The following is an 18,984-nucleotide window of genomic DNA, read 5'->3' as shown; positions in this document are numbered from 1 at the left end:
GGCAATGTGAGGAACTATCCCTCGTATTTCTCCAGGAATGCCTCCGCCGACAGCTCGCGAAAATCATCGAGCGAAATGCGCAGCCGCGCGTGGTCCCAGTCCCACCAGGCAAGCGCCTGATAGCGTTCGGCGGTGCGGCGGTCGAAGCGCTCGCGGATCGGCTTGGCCGGCACGCCGGCGACTATGGTGTAGGGCGCGACATCCTTCGAGACGACCGCGCCGGCGCCGACCGCCGCGCCATCGCCGACAGTGACGCCGGGCAGGACGGTCGAGCCGTGGCCGAGCCAGGTATCGTGGCCGATGGTGACGCGTTTGGCGCGGCGCTGGGCGAAGAATTCGCTCTCGTGCTCGGCGTCGTCCCAATAGTCCGAGGCGCGGTAGGTGAAATGATGCAGCGTCGGCCGCCAGGTCGGGTGGTTGGTGGCGTTGAGGCGCACGCTTGCCGCGATGTTGGCGAACTTGCCGATCGTCGCGCACCAGACAGAGCAATCCTGCATCATGTAGGAATAGTCGCCGAGTTCGCTCTCCGAAACCCGGCTGCGGTCGGCGATCTCGGTCCAGCGGCCAAGCGTCGAATTGTGTACCTCCGCCGTCGGGTGAACCAGCGGCGTCTCCGACAATTTCCTGGTCATGCGGCGAGTTTTCCTGGAGCAAAAGCGGTGACGTCGATGATGCGGTCGGCAACCGCCTCGCGAACATCATGATCGTGGAAGATGCCAAGCAGGGCGACGCCCGCCGCCTTTTTGGCGGCGATGAGTTCGATCACCACGTTGCGGTTGGTAGCATCGAGCGAGGCGGTCGGCTCGTCGAGCAGCAGGATAGGGTGCTCGGTGATGAAGCCGCGCGCGATGTTGACGCGCTGCTGCTCGCCGCCGGAGAAGGTCGCCGGCGGCAGCGCCCAGAGTTTTTCCGGCAAATTGAGCTGCGCCAGCAGGGCGCGTGCCTTGCCGCGTGCAACCTCGCGTTCCTCGCCGCGCTCGACCAGCGGTTCGGCGACGACGTCGAGCGCCGAGACGCGCGGCACGGTGCGCAGGAACTGACTGACATAGCCGATCGTTTGCCGGCGAACGGCAAGCACGGTGCGCGGGCTGGCGTTGGCGAGATCGATCAGTCCATCCTCGTGCCTGACGATGATCTGGCCCTCGTCGACGGCATAGTTGCCGTAGAGCATCTTCAGGATCGAGCTCTTGCCGGCGCCCGACGGGCCGCCGAGCACGGTGCATTCGCCCGCCCTGATCGAGAACGAGACACCGGCGACGACAGGCAGTTTGATGCCATCGCGCAGATGCATGGTGAAGCTCTTGGCGACGTCGGAAACAACGAGCGGGGTTGGCATCGTTACACCTGCAAAATGGAAGAAACGAGAAGCTGCGTGTAGGGCGCGCGCGGATCGTCGAGCACGCGGTCAGTGAGGCCGCTTTCGACGACGCGGCCGTCCTTCATCACCATCATGCGCTGCGACAGCAGGCGCGCCACCGCGAGATCATGAGTGACGACGATGGCCGCGAGACCGAGGTCGGTGACCAGTCCACGCAACAGGTCGAGCAGGCGTGCCTGCACCGAGACGTCGAGGCCGCCGGTCGGCTCGTCCATGAACACCAGCCGTGGGCCGGTGACGAGGTTGCGGGCGATCTGCAGGCGCTGGCGCATGCCGCCGGAAAAGGCACGTGGCTCGTCGTCGATACGGTCTTGCTCGATCTCGACGCGCGACAGCCAGTCGATGGCCGTGGCGCGGATCTTGCCGTAGTGGCGGTCGCCCACCGCCATCAGCCGTTCGCCGACATTGGCGCCTGCTGACACCGTCATGCGCAGGCCGTCGGCCGGGTTCTGGTGGACAAAGCCCCAGTCGGTGCGCATCAGAAAGCGGCGCTCGGCCTCGCTCATGCGGTAGAGCTCGCGGAACTGGCCGTCGCGCATGCGGTAGCTGGCGGTGCCCGACGACGGTAAGAGCCGCGTCGACAGGCAATTGAGCAGCGTCGTCTTGCCGGAACCGGATTCGCCAACGACTGCCAGGACTTCGCCCGGCCACAGGTCGAAGGAGACGTTGTCGCAGCCGACGCGCGAACCGTAGAATTTGGAGAGCGCCGAGACGCGTAGCAGCGGTTCGTCGGTCATTGTGCCGGCTCCATTTTTTCGGAAGCAAGATGGATCTCCGGAGCAAGATGGCCGCGATGGCCCTCTTGGCGCCGCTTCTCGCAATGGTCGGTGTCGGAGCAGACGAACATGTGGCCGCCATGGTCGTCGAGGATGACCTCGTCGAGATAGACATTTTCGGCCGCGCACAGTGCGCAGGGCTGGTCGAAGGTCTGCACCTCGAACGGATGGTCCTCGAAGTCGAGGCTGACGACATCGGTGAAGGGGGGCACCGCATAGATGCGCTTCTCGCGTCCGGCGCCGAACAGCTGCAGCGCCGGCGAGCGGTGCATCTTGGGATTGTCGAATTTCGGCGTCGGTGAGGGGTCCATCACATAGCGGCCCTCGACCTTGACCGGATAGGCATAGGTGGTGGCGATGCGGCCGTGCTTGGCGATGTCCTCATAGAGCTTCACATGCATGAGGCCATACTCCTCAAGCGCATGCATCTTGCGCGTCTCGGTCTCGCGCGGTTCGAGGAAGCGCAGCGGCTCGGGGATCGGCACCTGGTAGACCAGCACCTGGCCCGCGGTCAGCGGATGTTCGGGGATGCGGTGGCGGGTCTGGATGATGGTGGCGCCGGCGGTATCGGTGGTGACAGCGACATTGGCGACCTTCTTGAAGAAGGCGCGGATCGATACCGCGTTGGTGGTGTCGTCGGCGCCCTGGTCGATGACCTTCAGCACGTCATCGGGGCCGATGATCGAGGCGGTGACCTGGACGCCGCCAGTGCCCCAGCCATAGGGCATCGGCATTTCGCGCGAGGCGAACGGCACCTGATAGCCGGGAATGGCGATGCCCTTGAGGATCGCGCGACGGATCATCCGCTTGGTCTGTTCGTCGAGATAGGCGAAGTTGTAGGTGGCGATGTCGGTCATGGTGATCACATCCGCTTTGTGCTATCGAATTGGCGTCCAGGACGCGGAAACAGGGGCGAATTCAGATGAACTCGACCGGATGGATGCATCTCGGAATTGTGCTGGCGGTGTTCGCCGGCGTCGTTCTCTTTTTCCTTCGGCGCATGGTTTTTCCCGCTCCCAAAGAGGGCTCTCAAGGTGAATCCATGGGCGTCGGAGGTGGCGGCTACTCCGGGTATGATAGCTATGGCGGTCATTCCCACGACGGTGGCGGCCACGGGGGCGGGCACTAAGTTCATTGCGCAGCCTCCAACCCCTTGGCATAGCGCGCCAGCCGCTCGGTGAGGGTGCCGGTGTGCACTTCGAACATGTGGTTGTCGTCGTCGTAGAAATAGATCGAGCGGCCTTCGCCCTCGACGCGTGGGCGCGGCGGGCGCATGTCGAGGCCTAGTCTGCCGACGCGCTCGGCGTAGCGGTCGAAATCGTCGTCATCGATCTTGAAGGCGATGTGGTTGTAGCTGCGCTCGGCCAGCTTCTCGCCTTGCATGATGGCGATCCAGATGTCGCCGATCAGGAAGAATTTTTCGCGCGACAGCGAAAACTGCGCGGCGTCGCTGGCAAAGACCTCGCGGGCGTCGAAGACGCCCTCGAGTATCCTTGTCATCCGCTCGAGGTCGCGGACGATGAAGGTCATGTGGGACAGGCCTTCGATCATTCCGCGGCCTCCCGCTTTTCGTCGACCTTGGCGGGGTTCTCACGGGCCTCATGTTCGGCGCGCATGCGGCGCACGAGGTCCAGCTCGGCCTGGAAGTCGACATAGTGCGGCAGCTTCAGATGCTCGACGAAGCCGGTCGCCTGGACATTGTCGGAATGCGAGATGACGAATTCCTCGTCCTGGGCGGCGGCGATGATGTCCTCGCCAAGCTCGGAGGCGCGCAGCGCGCGGTCGCAGAGCGCCATGGCCATCGCCTTGCGCTCGCTCTGGCCAAAGACCAGGCCGTAGCCGCGGGTGAACTGCGGCGGCGCCTTGGCCGAGCCCTTGAACTGGTTGACCATCTGGCATTCGGTGACCCGCACCGTGCCGAGCGGGGCTGCGAAGGGCAGTTCGGGAACATCCAGTTCCAGCTCAACCTCGCCGATGCGGATTTCTCCGACGAAGGGATGGTTGCGGGCATAGCCGCGCTGGGTGGAATAGCCGAGCGCAAGCAGGAAACCCTCGTCGCCGCGCGACAGCGCCTGCAGGCGGATGTCGCGCGCCATCGGGAATTCCAGCGGCTCGCGGGTGATGTCGCCGGACACATGGTCCTGCGGCATCTCGCCATCCGGTTCGATCAAGCCTTCGCGGGCAAGAATCGCCGATACGCGCGGCATGGCTTGGGCTTCCGTCTCGCGCTGCAAGGGTTCCGCGACATCGGCGCCGGCGGCAAGTTCGGGATCGAGCAGCCGGTGCGTGTAGTCGAAGGTCGGGCCGAGCAACTGGCCGCCAGGCAGGTCCTTGTAGGTTGCCGAGACGCGCCGCTCGACCAGCATGGCGCCGGTGTCGATCGGCCTGCTGTAGCCGAAGCGCGGCAGCGTCGTGCGATAGGCGCGCACCAGGAAGATCGCCTCGATCATGTCGCCGCGCGCCTGGACGATGGCGAGTGCGGCGAGCTCCCGGTCGTAGAGCGAGCCTTCGCTCATCACCCGGTCGACGCCGAGCGCCAGTTGCTCGACGATCTGGTCGAGGCGCAGGGCCGGCACCGAACGGTCGCCGCGCCGGCGATCGGCGAGCAGGCTGTGGGCGTTACGAATAGCGGCTTCGCCGCCTTTTACCGCGACATACATCCTATGCCTCCATCGTCTTGATGCGCGTGGTGCGCGGCAGGCAGGCTATGCCTTCAGCGGTGGCGAGGATGATGTCGACGCCGCGCGGAAAGCGCTGGATATTCTGCTTCCACTGCTCGATGAAATGACGCGGCATCTGCGCCGGCGCGATCGTGGCGCTGGTTTCGATGCCAGGCCCTTCCAGCAGCAACGGAGTGCCTGAGGTGAGGTCGCTGACCTGCAGGATCAGGGTGGTCGACCGGTCGGGATAGTCCTGCGTTCCCTGCGCAAAGCCGTCGAGCGCCATCATCTCGGCCGGCGTGGCGACAAAGGCGAAATGCGCGTCGGCAGGCGTGTTGGCCAGCGGCGCGCCGGTGTGGAAACCAAGCCAGGAACCGATCGCGGCGGAGACGTGCAAGGCGGGGTCGAGCCAGAGCGGCGTGTCGTTGTCGCATAGCGCCAGTGCCACGGCGCCGGCGGTTGCCGAGAGCGGCGCCGGCGGGCGGGCCAGGGCCGGCAAAGGCTGCACGCTGCCCGGCCGTGCCATCGCGTCCATGACCGCGCGAAACACCGTCTGGGCGTTGAACACCGGATCGGCAAAGCCGCCCTCGATCGATTGCGCTGCGATATCCATCAGTCTTCTCCGCGAACCATGGTGAAGAAATCCACCTTCGTTGCCGCCGTCTCGGCACGGCGTTTTTCCTGGGCAGTGGCGAGCGCCGACCTCAAAGGCCCGATCAGCCTGGTCTCGACCTCGGTCCGGCGGGCAGGGTCCTGCCAGAGCGCGTCGGCGATCGCCGCGAGCTTCGCCTTCTGCTTGTCGCGGCCAAGCGCGTAGCAATGGCCGACCTGTCCGGACGGTAGCCTGACGGTGGCGCGGGTGACGGTCGCCTCGCCGACATTAAACGGCGCGCCGCCGCCGCCGATGCGGCCGCGCAGCGTCACCAGCCCGGTCTCGGGGCCGCGCAGCAGCTCGGCCTGCGAAGGCAGGCCAGCTTTGTTCCAGAACCGGACGATGTCGTCGCCACTCGATTGCGCCAGCGTCGCCATGGCGGCCTTGCGCTCGGCCTGGTCGCGGGCTTCCTGTCCTCGCATCGGCAGTATTCCTCTTTGCTAAATTTGTCTATTGATATAGACAACTATACAAATTATACATATTACCTAACGCGAGTCCATGACGGGTGGATGACAGGGGATAGATGGCCGGGGGCAATTCATGATCGGGCGACAGGAAGCCGACAGTATCGAGCGGCGCAGCGGAGTCTCGCTGTGGCGGCAGATCGCCGACAGGATCCTGCAGGCGATCGCCACCGGCGATTTCGCCGAGAATGCCGCGCTGCCGCCGGAGGTGACGCTCGCCGAGCGTTATGGCGTCAACCGTCACACGGTGCGCAGCGCCATATCCGCACTTGTGCAGGAAGGAGTGCTGCGGGCAGAGCAGGGGCGTGGCACCTTCGTGCTGTCGCGCAAGCGGCTGTCCTATCCGATCGGCGCGCGCACACGCTTTTCAACAGGCCTGCAGGGGCAGACCTCGGAACGCCACATCGTGCTGCTTTCCTCATCGGTCGAGCCGGCCAGTCAGCGTGTCGCCGAGGGTCTTGGACTGGCCAGGGCGACCGAGGTGATCAGATTGGAGACACGCGGTGAAGCCGATGGACGGCCTGTGTCGCGCGCTGCCGGCTGGTTCGATGCCAGGCGCTTTGCCGGCATCGACAAGGCGATGGCAGAGACTGGCTCGATCACCGCATCGCTGGCCCGCTTCGGCATAGACGATTATCTCAGGCAGTCGACCGTGCTGTCGGCGCGCCATGCCGATGCGGCCGATCTCGCCGACCTCGACCTTCAGCCAGGCGCCATCGTGCTGGTCACGGTGGCCGTCAACATCACGCCGGACGGCCGACCGATCCAGTTTTCGGAGTTGCGCTTTCCGGCGGAACGGGTGGAACTGAAGCTGTCGGCGCTGTGAGCCGGATTCTGCCGACTATGCGACCTCGATCACCGCTTTGATCAGGCCGGATTTCTCGTGCGCCCAGCGGGCGAGATCGCCCGGCGTATCGGCAAGCGTGGTGCGGTGGGTGACGAGCTTGGCCAGGGGCACGGCGCCGTTGCGGATCGAGGCCGCGACATGATCGAAATCGGCACGCAAGGCATTGCGGCTGCCGACCAGCGTCATTTCGCGTTTGTGGAATTCCGGATCGGAGAAGACGATGTCGTCCTTGACGACGCTGACGAGCACCAGTGTGCCGCCATGCGCGACATGGGCGAAGGCCGACTGCACCGACCGGGTGTTGCCGGTGGCGTCGAAGACCACGTCGAAGCCTTCGCCTGATGTCGCTTCCTTGACCAGGTCCGGCACCGCTCCGCGCGAGCCGTCGAGGATACTGAAACCAAGTTCGTTTTCGGCGAAAGCGAGGCGTTCACTGCTCATGTCGAGCAGTGTCACGTCGAGCCCGGCGATGCGGGCGAAGATGGCGTTGCCGAGCCCGATCGGGCCGGCGCCGATGACCAGCGCGCGGGCGCCGGGATCGGCGCGGGCGCGACGTACGGCGTGCGCGCCGATGGCCAGGAATTCGACGGCGGCTGCGTCGGCCAGCGACAGGCCATTGGCCGGATAGAGATTCTGCGCCGGGACAAGAATGCGTTCGCACATCGCGCCGTCGCGATGGACGCCGAGCACCTCGATCTTGACGCAGCAATTCGGCTTGCCATGCCGGCAGGCGATGCACTTGCCGCAGGAGAGGTAGGGGTTGATGACGACCGGTTCGCCAATGGCAAGGTCGACGCCCTCGCCAGTCTCGATGACGGTGCCGGAGACTTCATGGCCCATGATGCGGGGGTAGGCGAGGAACGGGTGCTTGCCCTCGAAAATGTGGTAGTCAGTGCCGCAGATGCCGACATGGCTGACCGCGACCAGTGCCCAGCCGGCAGGGGGGGCACCGGGCGCGGGGCGATCTTCCAGGACGAGCTCCCCGGGCGAGCGGCAGATAACGGCTTTCATGTTTCAGTCCAGTTGGGTTTCCGACCCGTCTTCATGCCGGGCCGGAGATCGATTTCAGCAGTGGTCACTTGCCGCCGCGGCGGCGCAGACCGTCGAAATAGACGATGACGATGATCAGCACGCCGGTGATGATGCGCTGCCAGAAGGCGTTGACGTTGAGCAAGTTGGCGCCGTTGTTGATGGTGGCGAGAATGAAGGCGCCGAGCAGCGGGCCGTGCACCGAGCCGACCGCGCCGAACAGCGAAGTGCCGCCGATGACCGAGGACGCGATCGCCTGCAGTTCCCAGCCCTCGGCCTGGGTCGGGTTGCCGATGCCGATGCGCGAGGCCAGGAGCACGCCGACAAAGGCCGCGCACAGGCCCGACAGCGTGTAGGCCATGTAGATGGTGCGCTGGACATTGACGCCGGAGAGGCGCGACGCCTCGGCGTTGGAGCCGACCGAGAAGAGATAGCGGCCCCAGCGGCTGTGATGCAGGAAGATGTAGGCCGGGATGCCGACCAGGATCACCATCCAGAACAGATTGGGCACGCCGAGGAAGGAGTTGCGCGAGAATTCCTGGAAGGCATCATTGTTGATGGAGATCGAGTTGCCGTTGGTCATCAGAAGGCCGATGCCGCGCAGCGAGGTCAGCGTCGCCAGCGTGATGATGAAGGGCGGCAGGCCCATCTTGACGATGCCGAAGCCGTGGAACAGGCCGATGGCAACGCCGACCAGCAGCGTGATCAGGATGGCAAGGAAGACGGGTATGCCGGCATTGATCAGCATCGCCGCAATGACGGTGGCGAAGCCGACCACCGCACCGACGGACAGATCGATGCCGCCGGTGATGATGACGAAGGTCTGGCCGACCGCCAGGATGGCGATCATCGAACCCTGACGCAGAAGGTTCGAAATGTTGTTGGCCGAGGCGAAGCTCGATGTCGACAGCGACAGGATGACCCAGAGCAGCACCAGCAGCGCCAGCAGCGTCAGCCCGAACAGGGCGTTGTAATTGCGCTTGGGTTTTTCGGCAGGAATCGCCTCGGTGCTCATATCTTTCCTCCCAGCTTTTCTTGTTTCTCGGCGAGCGCCTGTGTGAGAATTTCCTCGTGATCGGCGGTGCGGAATCCGTGTGTCGCCACCAGCTTGCCGCGGCGGAACACATGCAGCGTGTCGGCCAGCTCATAGACTTCCGGCAGATAGGACGAGATCAGGATGATGCCGGCGCCCTTCGACAAGAGCGCGCCGAACAGCCGGTAGATCTCGGCCTTGGTGCCGACATCGACGCCGACTGTCGGCTCGTCGAAGATGAACAGCTTGGCGCCATGCGCCAGCCATTTGCCGATGACGATCTTCTGCTGATTGCCGCCCGACAGGCTGGAGGCCAGCGCGTGGCGTGTCGGCGTCTTGATGCGGAGATCGGCGATCTGGCGGTCGGCCTGGGTCTTCTCCTGCGCGCCGGAGATCAACATGTTTTTGGAGATGCGCTTGTAGATCGGCAGGTTGAGATTGAGGCCGACCGGCAAATTGAGGCAAAGGCCCTGGTCGCGGCGGCTTTCCGGCGCCAGCGCCATGCCGAGCTTGATCGCGTCATGCTCCGAATTGACCTGGACCGGCTTGCCTTCCCACAGGATCTGGCCGGCCGATTTGCGATGGCGGCCGTAGAGCGTGGTGACGAATTCGCTGCGCCCGGCGCCGATCAGCCCGTAGAGCCCGACGATCTCGCCGGCGCGGACCGTCATCGAGACATTTTCGAAGCCCTTGCCCGACAGGTTCCTGGTTTCCACGATCGCGACACCCGGCGTGAAGTGCTCCTTGTGATAGACCTGCTCGATCGAGCGGTTGATCATCAGCTTGACCAGTTCGGCATCGTTGGTCTCGGCGATGTTTCTGGTGCCGACCAGCGTGCCGTCGCGCAGCACGGAGACGCGATCGGCGAGCTCGAAGACTTCCTCCATGCGGTGGCTGATGTAGATGATGGTCACGCCCTCGGACTTCAGGCGGCGGATCAGGGTGAAGAGCTGGTCGGCCTCCTTGCGGGTGAGGTAGGCGGTCGGCTCGTCGAAGATCAGGAATTTGGTACCACGCACGGTGGCGCGGGCGGCGGCGATCAGCTGCTGCTGGCCGATGGTGAGGTCGCCGAGCACGACATGCGCCGGCAGATCGAAGCCAAGATCGTCGATGATCTTCTGCGCTTCCTTGACCATGGCGCGCTGCTGCAGGATGCCGAAGCGCGAATTCTCCTCGCCGAGGAACATGTTGGCGGCAACCGTCAAATGCCGGCAAAGCACGACTTCCTGGTGCACGGCGTTGATGCCGAGCGCCATCGCCTCATGCGGGGTCGCCAGCGGCGCGGGCTTGCCTTCCCAGATGACATCGCCGGAGGTACGCGGCATGACGCCGGTCAGAAGCTTGATCAGAGTGGATTTGCCGGCACCGTTCTCGCCGACGATGGCGTGGATTTCGCCCGACTTGAAGGCCAGCGTCACCGGCTTCAGCGCATGGGTGCCCGGATATTTCTTCTCGAGGCCACGCAGTTCGAGGATCGTCCTGCCGGGCTCGAGCACAGGGGCGGGGTGCAGCTCTTGCGCCGTCGATGTCATGACAATCCTCCTCCCAGATTGGCCTCACGATTTGGCATGCGGCGAGGCTTTGAAATGCCATCCAGAGCAACCTAGCCCAGGCTGGCGGATTTCCAAGCGATATGACTGTCGTTTCCGGGGCGCGAGGCCCCGGAAACTGTGCGGTTGCGCCTCAGTTGAGCTTCGGGTTGAGCAGCGCGTCGATCTTGGGTTCTTTCATATTCGCCTTGGTGACGAGGTTGGCGCCGGTGTCGACATTGGCCTCGACCTTCTCGCCCTTCGAGGCGGCGAGCGCGGTCTTGATGCCGTCATAGCCCATCCGGTAGGGGTCCTGGACGACGAGGCCGGAAATGACGCCGTCATTCAGGAACTTGATCAGCTTCTCGTCGCTGTCGAAGCCGATCAGGCCGACCTTGCCGGCAAGCTTGTTCTCGGCGATCGCCTGGCCGACGCCCTGCGCCATGATCAGGTTGGAGGCGAAGATGCCCTTCAGATCCGGATTGGCGGTGATCAGGTCGGTCGCGATGTTGAGGCCGGTGGTGGCCTGACCGTCGGCATATTTGTCGGCGATCAGTTCGAGGCCGGGATACTTGGCCTTGAGCTGTTCCTTGAAGCCCTGGGCGCGCTGCTCGAGCGAGCCGGCGCCAGGCAGTGCGGTGATCAGGGCAACCTTGCCTTCGACCTTGCCGCCATTGGCCGCACCGATGGCTGCTGCAAGACCGTCCGCGGCGACGCGGCCGCCCTGGACGTTGTCGGTGGTCAGGAACGAGGTGAAGGCCTTGGAGTCGGCGCCGGAGTCGATGCCGATGACCTTGACCTTGGCCGCTGCCTCGTCGATCGGCTTGCCGAGCGCCTTGGCTTCGGTCGGCGCGATGACGACGGCGGCCGGGTTGCCGGCGACGGCGTTCTCGAGGATAGAGATCTGGCCGTTCACGTCGGTTTCAGCCTGGGCGCCGAGTTCCGGCACGTTGACGCCGAGATCCTTGCCGGCCTTGCGGGCGCCGGCGAGCACGATCTGCCAGTAGAAGGACGTGGTGTCCTTGACGATGATCGGAATAGTCACATCCGCCGCCGAAACCGGCGCCGAGTGCATGACGCCGGCGAGCATCGACGCTGCTGCCAGGGCCATGACGGCGCGGCGGTTGAGAATGCTGGTCACGAATTTCATAGGATTCCTCCCTAAGTCGCCCGGTGAACGTTACGGAAGCTCCGTTCGGATAGGCGTGGCCCAAACAGAACTTTATCAATAAAAAACATTTACGCTGTTTTGATAGTGCATCGATCTGGACGATGCAAGCGGTGTTTCGCACCTGATTCCCATGTCAGGCACGGACACATTCACGCGCTGCTCCTCCCTGGACGCAGCCGAACGCTCCCGTTTAGTGAAACCATGGAATATTAATTCCATGTATTAGTCAATATGGAACATTCATTCTTTCCGCGGAGTCGCGCATTTGTGAAGTCGAGCCTCTCCCGTCAAGGGCTGGTGGACGCCGGCTTCACGCCAGGCTCTGCACCACCGTGTAGGGACGATATCTGGCGTATTCCGTCCCCGCCACGTTGGTGTCGAGCAGTTCGAGGTTACGTGTCAGGTTTGCCAGTTTGGCGGTGCCGGTCAGCACGGTGGCGACCGTCGGCTCGTGCAGGGGAAACTGAAAGGCGGCGGCCGCCAGCGGGTAACCGCCTTCGCCGGCGATCTTCTCCATGGCGTCGACCCGATCGAGCATATCGCGGCTGGCGGGCTGGTAGTCGAAATGCGCGCCTTGCACCGGCCCGGTCGCCAGTATGCCGGAGTTGAAGACGCCGCCGATCACCAGCGATGTCTGCTGCTCCCGGCACAGCGGCAGCAGTTCGGCTTCGGCGCTGCGGTCGAGCAAGGAATAGCGGCTGGCGAGCAGGATGCAGTCGAGCGGCGCCCGACGCATCACGTCGAGGCAGATCTGGACTTCGTTGACGCCGAGGCCGTAGGCGGAAATCGTGCCGGCCCGCTTCAACTCCTCGAGCGCCTTAAGCCCGCCATCCATCAACTGGCGAAAGTGCAGCTTGTTCTTCTCGACGCCATGCGTGTAGGCGCCAATGTCGTGCACATACAGGATATCGATCTTGTTCAGCCCAAGCCGCGCATAGCTGAAGTCGACCGACCGCATGATGCCGTCATAGGAATAATCGTAATCGAGCGCGAAGGGCAGCGGATCGACATAAGAGTGATCGGGCACCTGGTCTTCAGGCACCGGGCGGAACAGGCGTCCGACCTTGGTGGACAGCACGTAGGAATCGCGCGGCTTATAGCGCAGGAAGTCGCCGAAGCGGCGTTCCGACAGGCCGAAACCATAGAAGGGCGCGGTGTCGAAATAGCGCAGGCCCGCGTCCCAGGCGCCTTGCAGCGTTTCCATCGCCGCCTCGCGTGGACAGGCGCGGTACAGGCCGCCGATCGCGGCGCCGCCGAAGCTGACTTCGGTGACCTCGAGCGCCGTCTTGCCGATGCGGCGTTTTTCCATGCAAACCCTCCCCGTCGCCGGCCGCTGTCCAGCCTGGCAGATCTACCACATTTCAGTTGAATTCAGAGCGTCGCGCCGAGATGCCAGGGCACGAACTCGTTGTCGCCATAGCCAAAATCCTCGCTCTTGGTCTTGCGGCCGGAAGCCGTCTCAACGATGAGTTCGAAGATCTCGCGGCCCATGCCGGCGATGGTCTTTTCGCCCGAGGCGATGACGCCGCAATTGACGTCCATGTCCTCTTCCATCTGGTGATACATGGTCGAGTTGGTGGCGACCTTGATCGACGGTGTCGGCCGGCAGCCGAAGCAAGAGCCTCGGCCGGTGGTGAAGACAATGACGTTGGCGCCGCCCGCGACCTGGCCGGTGGCCGAAACCGGGTCGTAGCCGGGCGTGTCCATGAACACCAGTCCGCTGCCGGTGACTTTCTCGGCATAGCCGAACACGCCATTGAGCGGCGTCTGGCCGCCCTTGGCGACCGCGCCGAGCGACTTTTCCAGGATGGTGGTGAGGCCGCCGCGCTTGTTGCCGGGCGAGGGGTTGTTGTCGATCGAGGCGCCATGCTTGGCGACGTGATCTTCCCACCACTTCACATAGCCGTCGAGCTTCTTGGCGATCTCGGGCGTCGCCGCGCGGTAGGCGAGCAGATGCTCGGCGCCGTAGATTTCCGTGGTCTCGGAGAGGATGCCGATGCCGCCGACGCCGGCCAGAATGTCGACGGCCGCCCCCAGCGCCGGATTGGCGGTGATGCCCGACATGCCGTCGGAGCCGCCGCACTGCAGGCCGACGACGATCTCGCTGACCGGAATCGGCTCGCGCTTCAACTGACCGACTTCCTCGGCGATTTCGGCCAGCACGCCCATCGCCTTTTCCACCGATTTGCGCGACCCGCCGGCGTCCTGGATGTTGAAATGGCGTTTGCCGGCGGCGGCACCCTTCTGGCCATAGAGGGTGAGCTGGTTGACCTCGCACCCCAGGCCGACCATCAGCACGCCGCCGAAATTCGGGTGGCGGGCATAGCCGGCAAGCGTGCGATGCAGCACCATCATGCCGTCGCCAGTGCCGCTCATGCCGCAGCCCTGACCGTGGACGATCGGCACGAAACCGTCGATGCCGGGATATTTCGGCAGCAAGGTCCGGTTGGCGGTGTCGGCGATGGAATGGCAGACCGTGGCCGAGCAATTGACGCTGGCGATGATGCCGATGAAGTTGCGCGTGCCGGCGCGGCCATCGGCGCGGCGATACCCCATGAAGGTGCGGGCGCGGTCGGCCGTTGTCGCGTGCTCGGCCTCGCTCGGCGGCACCACCGGCAGGCGGCCGGCCTCGAACACCAGATTGTGCGAATGGACATGCTCGCCCGGTGCGATGTCCTGTGTGGCGCGGCCGATCGCCTGGGCGTATTTGACCACGGCTTCACCGGCGGCAATCGGCTTGATCGCCACCTTGTGGCCGGGCTCGATAACGGCGGTGGCAAGCGCGCCGCCCGGCAGGGCCGTGCCGATCTCGATGCGGCCATTGGCAACGGCGACATTGTCGGCGGAGGACAGAAGAATGGTGTTCGAGACGTTCACGGGCGGTTTCCTGGGTGATCCTGGGATGCGCGGATTGACACGCGCTTGTTAAGAGTTAATGTCTTTTATCGTGAAAAAACAGTTTTGCGTCAATTGTTTTTTCGCAGGCGCTCCGCACGCCTCTGGCTAGCGGCGGTGCTGCAAACAATGGACCGTGCCCTGGTGAAAGCAATTCCTGCTTTCCAGGGTCATGGGAACGTCATATTGCGCTTCAAGCCGGCCGTCGCAAGCGCTGGCATGAATGGGTCAGGGGATGTCCAAGAGCAACAACGTCTACAAGGACGCCTATAACAGGTGCCTCCGGCTGCTCGACGAAACGCGCAGCCTGCCGTCGGAACCGGAACTGGGCACGCTGCTCGGCGTCAGCCGCACGACCGTGCGCAGCATCCTGGCGCGCATGGAGGAAACCGGCCTGATCGCCTGGAACAAGCGTGCCAAGACGGTGCTGCGCGATCCGCGACCCGACGATTTTTTCCCTGAGGAAGAGACAGACACACTGGCCGAGATCATCGAGCGGTCGTTCATGCGGCGCCTGCTCGCCGGCGGCGCCGAGGCCGGCATGCAGATCAACGAGCTTGAACTGGCGCGCGAGATTGGTGTCGGCACCACCAGCGTGCGCGAGTTCCTGATCCGCTTCTCGCGCTTCGGCCTGATCGAGAAGCGCCGCAACAGCCATTGGGTGCTGAAGGGTTTTACGCGGGCTTTCGCGCTCGAACTGACCGAGATCCGCGAGATGTTCGAACTGCGTTCGGCGGCTGCCTTCGCCGCCCTGCCGCAGGACAGCCCGGTCTGGGCCGATCTCGACCGCCTGGAGGACGAACATCGCCTGCTGGCACAAGAGATCGCCACGCGCTTCAACGCGTTTTCCGAGCTGGACGAGCGCTTCCACCGGCTCATCCACCGGGCCTCGCACAACCGTTTCATCGTCGATTTCTACGACGTCATCGCCATGATCTTCCATTACCACTACCAGTGGAACAAGGCGCAGGAGCGCGAGCGCAACGAAGTCGCGGTCGGCGAGCACCTTGCCTATATCGAGGCGCTCAAATCGCGCGACCTCGGCAAGGTCGACGCCGCCTGCCGCAAGCACCTGAAGTCGGCGCGCCAGACGCTTTTGACCTCCATCCCCGAAAGCCGGTCCTTGCAGAAATCCTGATCGCGCCGCGTTGCCGCAGCATCGAATTGGCGATTTTCGACCTGCCGCTGCCATGATAGGTATCCTTCCAGGAGTTGCTTGAAGAGGCAGATGGCTTGAACCGCCGGGGCAAACGCTGGAGCTTGCCGACCGCGCTTGTCGCGGCCTGCCTGCTGCTGCTCCAGTCGACGCTCGGCGCCTTCGCTTTCGCTACCGGGCCGAATGCCGCGCAACTCGACGCCTTCGGCAATGTCATCTGTACCCGCGACGGTGCCACCCAGCTTCCCGGCGGTGACCAGCACCCATCGCATCTGCCGGCCTGCTGCACGCTTGGCTGCAGCATGTTTTCATCCGCGTTTGCGCCGCCGCCCGACGCCGGGCTGGCCGTGGCCAGCCTTTCGTTTGAAGCGGTCGCCTTCGTTTTTCCGGCGAGCATTTACCTCGGCTTCGCGCGTGAACGCTCGCCGTCGAACCCGCGCGCGCCGCCGCTGGCGGCCTGAGCTTGCTCGCCCAGCGGAACCTTTCGTGGGCGCACCCATCCAACGACCAAACAGCTCGCGACCGGTGACGGCGCGATCATCACTTCATGGAGCAACCATGTCCCATTTTTCCGATATAGCGGCGGGCACTCTGTTCAGCCGCATTCTGTCCCACGTCCAGGAGCGTCTCGGCACTGCCGTGCTTGCTTTGGCGATCATGCTCGCCGGCGCTCAATCCGTCCTGGCGCATGAGTTCAAGGTCGGCGATATCGAGATCGGCCACCCCTGGTCACGCGCCACGCCGGCCAGCGCCAAGGTGGCCGGCGGCTATTTTACCATTACAAACAACGGCAGCGCGCCGGACCGGCTGCTGTCGATTTCCTCCGATATCTCCGAAAAGGCCGAGCTGCATGAGATGGGCGTCAAGGACGGCGTCATGACCATGCGGCCCGTTGTCGGCGGCCTGGAGATTCCAGCCGGCGGCAAGGTCGTTTTGGGTCCCGGCAGCTATCACGTGATGTTCATGGATTTGAAGCAGCCACCCAAGCAAGGCGAGATGTTCGCCGCCACGCTGACCTTCGAAAAGGCCGGGACGGTGACGATCAAATTCGCCGTGCAGGCCATGGGCAGCGCGGCGCCTCAAGAAGACAACGATTGAACTGGCCATAGTACCGAGGGGCATCATGAACAAGTATCTTTTGTCGGCGGCAGCACTTCTGGTGCTGGGGACAAATGCCGCCTTCGCGCACATCACGCTCGAAACCCAGGAGGCGGCGGTCGGCTCGACTTACAAGGCAGTGCTGCGGGTGCCGCATGGTTGCGACGGCAAAGCGACGACCGCCGTGCGGGTGCAGATTCCGGAAGGGGTGATCGCAGTGAAGCCGATGCCGAAACCCGGCTGGACGCTGCAGACCAAGAAGGGCAAATATGAAAAATCCTATCAGCTCTATGGCCAGGCGGTGACCGACGGCGTCAAGGAAGTCGACTGGAGCGGCGGCAATCTGCCGGATGAATTCTACGACGAGTTCGTCTTTCGGGCCATGCTGACGGCGGACCTGCCCGTCGGCCAAAAGCTCTATTTCCCGGTGGTCCAGGAATGCGGCGATGCCGTCGACCGCTGGATCGAGATCCCGGCGGCGGGGCAAGATGAAGACACGCTGGAGACCCCGGCGCCCGGCATCAAGCTCACACCGAAGAAATAGGTTCTCCCTTGGCGCGCTCTGCTTGCCGGAGCGCGCCGCATCCTCGTGGCATGGCATGACCGCAATACCCTCTCGGATGGTCGATACCAACAGCAAGCGCGTCGGCCGGATTGCCGGCGGGCTGTTGGGCTTGCTCATGGCGCTTGTCGTCATGGCCTCGACCAGTCAGGCTTTTGCCCATGCCGCGCTGATCAAGACCGACCCGGCCGACGGTGCCGTGCTGGCCCAGACGCCAACCCAGTTCTCGCTGACCTTCAGCGAACCGGTTTCGCCCTTGGTGCTGACGCTGGTGAAGCCGGACGGCACTCCGGTTGCGCTGACATCCTTCCGCCTCACCGACCAGACGCTCGAGATCGACAATCCGCAAGCGCTCAAATCCGGCACGCATGTGCTGAGCTGGCGCGTCATTTCCGCCGACGGCCATCCGGTCGGCGGCTCGCTGCTGTTTTCCATCGGTGCGCCGACCGAGCCGCCCGTCGTGTCCGAAGCCGTCGACTGGCCGTCGCGGTCGGCGATCTGGATCGGCAAGGTCTTTCTTTACATCGGTCTTTTCCTCGGTGTCGGCGGCGCCTTCGCCCTTGCCTGGCTGGCCGGTGAGGGACGTGCCGGTCAGCGTTTTGTCACGGCCGCGATCCTGTGCGGCCTGGTGGCGGCACCCCTGTCGCTCGGCTTTCAGGGGCTCGACGCGCTCGGAGCGCCGCTCTCCCATCTGGCACAGCCGGTGATCTGGCGGACCGGGCTGGGCACCTCCTTCGGCTGGACGGTGCTGGCCGCCCTGACCGCGCTGGGGCTCGGTTTGCTGTCGCTGGCCGGACCGCGTGTGCTCGCCAGGCCATTGGCGCTCGCCGGCCTGGCTGGCGTCGGCGTCGCGCTTGCCGCCAGCGGCCACGCCAGCGCGGCCGAACCGCAATGGCTGACGCGGCCGCTGGTGTTCGTGCACGGTATCGGCATTGCCTTCTGGGCCGGCGCGCTGATGCCGCTAGGTCTCGCGCTGAAGCGCCAGACGGCTGGCGCCGTCGCCTTCCTGCGCCGCTTCTCCTGCGCGATCCTGCCTGTGGTGGCCGTGCTTGCCGCGGCCGGCATCGTGCTTGCCGTCATCCAGGTGCAGACGCCCTCGGCGCTGGCCGGCACCGCCTATGGCCGGCTGCTGCTGGTCAAGCTGGCGCTGCTGGTCTTCCTGTTCACGTTGGCCGCGGTCAATCGCTGGAAACTCACTGCTTCCGCCGAGGCGGGCGCCACGGAGGTGCAGCGCAGGCTCACCCGCTCGATCGGTGTTGAAATGCTGATCGTGCTGGCGATCTTCGGCGTTGCCGCGGGCTGGCGCTTCACGCCGCCGCCACGGGTCCTGGCGATCGCGGCGGCGCAGCCGGTCTCGGTCCACATCCACGCGTTGGAGGCGATGGCCGATCTCAGCATCACGCCAGGTCATGCCGGGCCTGTCGCCGCCTCGATGATCATCATGACCGGTGATTTCGGGCCACTCGACGCCAAGGAGGTGACGCTGGTGCTGTCGAAGCCCGATTCAGGCATCGAGCCGCTGAAGCGCGCGGCGACCAAGCCCGGCGACGGCAGCTGGCGTGTCGACAACCTCGTCATTCCGGTTCCCGGGCGCTGGACGGTGCGCATCGACATCCTGGTCTCGGATTTCAAGATGGTGAAGATCGAAGCGCCTGTGGACGTCCGGCCGTAACCGACAGATGGGATCGTTGTCGAACGGCTTGCATTGTGCAACTGCAACACAATTCGGCG

General features: G+C 64.4%; 20 protein-coding genes. 6 read left to right on the top strand and 14 right to left on the bottom strand.

The genetic code is table 11. The features are described 5' to 3' along the window. Positions 1–14: 14 nt before the first annotated feature. From ACLGL5_RS35580 to phnG, 8 genes are all read right to left on the bottom strand, one after another. Entirely contained in the window at positions 15–632 is a 618-nt protein-coding gene (locus tag ACLGL5_RS35580; protein WP_069093172.1) for a DapH/DapD/GlmU-related protein, read from the bottom strand. After that, a complete protein-coding gene (gene phnL / locus ACLGL5_RS35575) occupies positions 629–1,336 on the bottom strand; it encodes a phosphonate C-P lyase system protein PhnL (protein ID WP_038649790.1) in 708 nt (235 codons plus the stop codon). The genes ACLGL5_RS35580 and phnL overlap by 4 nt, the downstream gene beginning before the upstream one ends. Positions 1,337–1,338: 2 nt before the next feature. Then, positions 1,339–2,115: a phosphonate C-P lyase system protein PhnK gene (gene phnK / locus ACLGL5_RS35570; protein ID WP_069093171.1), complete on the bottom strand. Its 777-nt coding sequence runs from the start codon at positions 2,113–2,115 to the stop codon at positions 1,339–1,341. Beyond that, positions 2,112–3,011, bottom strand: coding sequence for an alpha-D-ribose 1-methylphosphonate 5-phosphate C-P-lyase PhnJ (locus ACLGL5_RS35565; RefSeq protein WP_027047410.1), 900 nt, complete (start codon positions 3,009–3,011; stop codon positions 2,112–2,114). Before ACLGL5_RS35565 ends, phnK begins: the two co-directional genes overlap by 4 nt. A 274-nt stretch (positions 3,012–3,285) precedes the next feature. Beyond that, complete coding sequence (gene fosX, locus ACLGL5_RS35560) at positions 3,286–3,705, bottom strand: FosX/FosE/FosI family fosfomycin resistance hydrolase (RefSeq protein WP_069093170.1); 420 nt, start codon at positions 3,703–3,705, stop codon at positions 3,286–3,288. Further along, the gene (locus ACLGL5_RS35555; protein WP_069093169.1) at positions 3,702–4,814 is read right to left on the bottom strand and encodes a carbon-phosphorus lyase complex subunit; all 1,113 of its coding nucleotides are present in this window, start codon (positions 4,812–4,814) and stop codon (positions 3,702–3,704) included. Before ACLGL5_RS35555 ends, fosX begins: the two co-directional genes overlap by 4 nt. A gap of 1 nt (position 4,815) precedes the next feature. Continuing rightward, entirely contained in the window at positions 4,816–5,427 is a 612-nt protein-coding gene (gene phnH, locus ACLGL5_RS35550) for a phosphonate C-P lyase system protein PhnH (RefSeq protein ID WP_064980921.1), read from the bottom strand. After that, entirely contained in the window at positions 5,427–5,888 is a 462-nt protein-coding gene (gene phnG, locus ACLGL5_RS35545; protein ID WP_069093168.1) for a phosphonate C-P lyase system protein PhnG, read from the bottom strand. Before phnG ends, phnH begins: the two co-directional genes overlap by 1 nt. Before the next feature lie 121 nt (positions 5,889–6,009). Here phnG and phnF point away from each other — a divergent pair, with 121 nt between their 5' ends. Next, positions 6,010–6,759, top strand: a complete 750-nt coding sequence (gene phnF / locus ACLGL5_RS35540) for a phosphonate metabolism transcriptional regulator PhnF (protein WP_494372850.1) — start codon at positions 6,010–6,012, stop codon at positions 6,757–6,759. Between the two features lie 15 nt (positions 6,760–6,774). On the opposite strand, the gene ACLGL5_RS35535 is transcribed toward phnF, so the two are convergent. The 6 genes from ACLGL5_RS35535 to ACLGL5_RS35510 all read right to left on the bottom strand — a co-directional run bounded on the left by ACLGL5_RS35535 (position 6,775) and on the right by ACLGL5_RS35510 (position 14,419). Further along, positions 6,775–7,791, bottom strand: a complete 1,017-nt coding sequence (locus ACLGL5_RS35535; RefSeq protein ID WP_069093167.1) for a zinc-binding alcohol dehydrogenase family protein — start codon at positions 7,789–7,791, stop codon at positions 6,775–6,777. 64 nt (positions 7,792–7,855) lie between these two features. Next, entirely contained in the window at positions 7,856–8,824 is a 969-nt protein-coding gene (locus ACLGL5_RS35530) for an ABC transporter permease (RefSeq protein ID WP_019861267.1), read from the bottom strand. After that, positions 8,821–10,374 (bottom strand): sugar ABC transporter ATP-binding protein, encoded by a 1,554-nt coding sequence (locus tag ACLGL5_RS35525; protein ID WP_069093166.1) that lies wholly within the window; start codon positions 10,372–10,374, stop codon positions 8,821–8,823. The genes ACLGL5_RS35530 and ACLGL5_RS35525 overlap by 4 nt, the downstream gene beginning before the upstream one ends. A gap of 151 nt (positions 10,375–10,525) precedes the next feature. Beyond that, on the bottom strand, positions 10,526–11,521 hold the full coding sequence (locus ACLGL5_RS35520) for an ABC transporter substrate-binding protein (RefSeq protein ID WP_019861265.1): 996 nt from the start codon (positions 11,519–11,521) through the stop codon (positions 10,526–10,528). A 331-nt stretch (positions 11,522–11,852) separates the two neighbouring features. Beyond that, positions 11,853–12,851 carry an aldo/keto reductase gene (locus tag ACLGL5_RS35515; protein ID WP_069093165.1) on the bottom strand — a complete coding sequence of 333 codons (999 nt, stop codon included), beginning with the start codon at positions 12,849–12,851 and terminating at the stop codon, positions 11,853–11,855. 62 nt (positions 12,852–12,913) lie between these two features. Further along, a complete protein-coding gene (locus tag ACLGL5_RS35510) occupies positions 12,914–14,419 on the bottom strand; it encodes a UxaA family hydrolase (protein ID WP_019861263.1) in 1,506 nt (501 codons plus the stop codon). A 253-nt stretch (positions 14,420–14,672) separates the two neighbouring features. Between ACLGL5_RS35510 and ACLGL5_RS35505 the strand changes: the two genes are divergently transcribed. The 5 genes from ACLGL5_RS35505 to ACLGL5_RS35485 all read left to right on the top strand — a co-directional run bounded on the left by ACLGL5_RS35505 (position 14,673) and on the right by ACLGL5_RS35485 (position 18,925). After that, positions 14,673–15,575 carry a GntR family transcriptional regulator gene (locus ACLGL5_RS35505; protein ID WP_019861262.1) on the top strand — a complete coding sequence of 301 codons (903 nt, stop codon included), beginning with the start codon at positions 14,673–14,675 and terminating at the stop codon, positions 15,573–15,575. A 122-nt stretch (positions 15,576–15,697) separates the two neighbouring features. Further along, on the top strand, positions 15,698–16,054 hold the full coding sequence (locus ACLGL5_RS35500; protein ID WP_038653373.1) for a DUF2946 family protein: 357 nt from the start codon (positions 15,698–15,700) through the stop codon (positions 16,052–16,054). Between the two features lie 97 nt (positions 16,055–16,151). After that, a complete protein-coding gene (locus tag ACLGL5_RS35495) occupies positions 16,152–16,691 on the top strand; it encodes a copper chaperone PCu(A)C (protein ID WP_069093164.1) in 540 nt (179 codons plus the stop codon). Between the two features lie 25 nt (positions 16,692–16,716). Continuing rightward, positions 16,717–17,235, top strand: coding sequence for a YcnI family copper-binding membrane protein (locus ACLGL5_RS35490; RefSeq protein WP_038649761.1), 519 nt, complete (start codon positions 16,717–16,719; stop codon positions 17,233–17,235). A gap of 55 nt (positions 17,236–17,290) precedes the next feature. Next, positions 17,291–18,925, top strand: a complete 1,635-nt coding sequence (locus ACLGL5_RS35485; protein WP_083246890.1) for a copper resistance CopC/CopD family protein — start codon at positions 17,291–17,293, stop codon at positions 18,923–18,925. The last annotated feature ends 59 nt before the right edge of the window (positions 18,926–18,984 follow it).

This window comes from Mesorhizobium sp. U510, assembly GCF_059180695.1.
Note: the sequence above shows the minus strand (reverse complement) of the source record. Positions and strands in the feature narration are given on the sequence as shown.